This window comes from Bacillus sp. SIMBA_008, assembly GCF_046535495.1.
In the GTDB taxonomy this organism is placed as follows: domain Bacteria; phylum Bacillota; class Bacilli; order Bacillales; family Bacillaceae; genus Bacillus; species Bacillus subtilis.
In genome coordinates this window covers 1-279 of the sequence record NZ_JAWRWL010000320.1, presented here as the reverse complement: position 1 = coordinate 279, position 279 = coordinate 1, and the positions used below count along the sequence as shown (strand labels likewise).

Sequence of the window (279 nt, the reverse complement as noted above, 5' to 3'; positions counted from 1 at the left end):
GCAGCAGCCGATGACAGAAGGCGACGGAAACAGTCCGGCCGTCAAAAAGCAAAGGGCACCCGTTAATAAGATGACGAGCAGGACACGTTTTCTCCCGAATCGATCGCTTAATAAACCGAGAGGGAACTGGAATACAATACTTCCGATGGCAAAAGCGGGCAATATCAGCGCGACGGCATCCACGGATATGCCTAAACGAAGGGCGTACACGGGAAAGCTTCCGTTCAGCGCCGTTTCTAAAAAACCGTACCCGAAAGCCGGGAGAAAAGCGACCCAGCC

At 53.4% G+C, this 279-nt stretch carries 1 protein-coding gene; it reads right to left on the bottom strand.

Annotated features, from left to right (window positions below; genetic code table 11):
* Nucleotides 1–279, bottom strand: a 279-nt coding sequence (locus SB658_RS23390; RefSeq protein WP_410602671.1) for an MFS transporter, incomplete at both ends; no start/stop codon positions are given.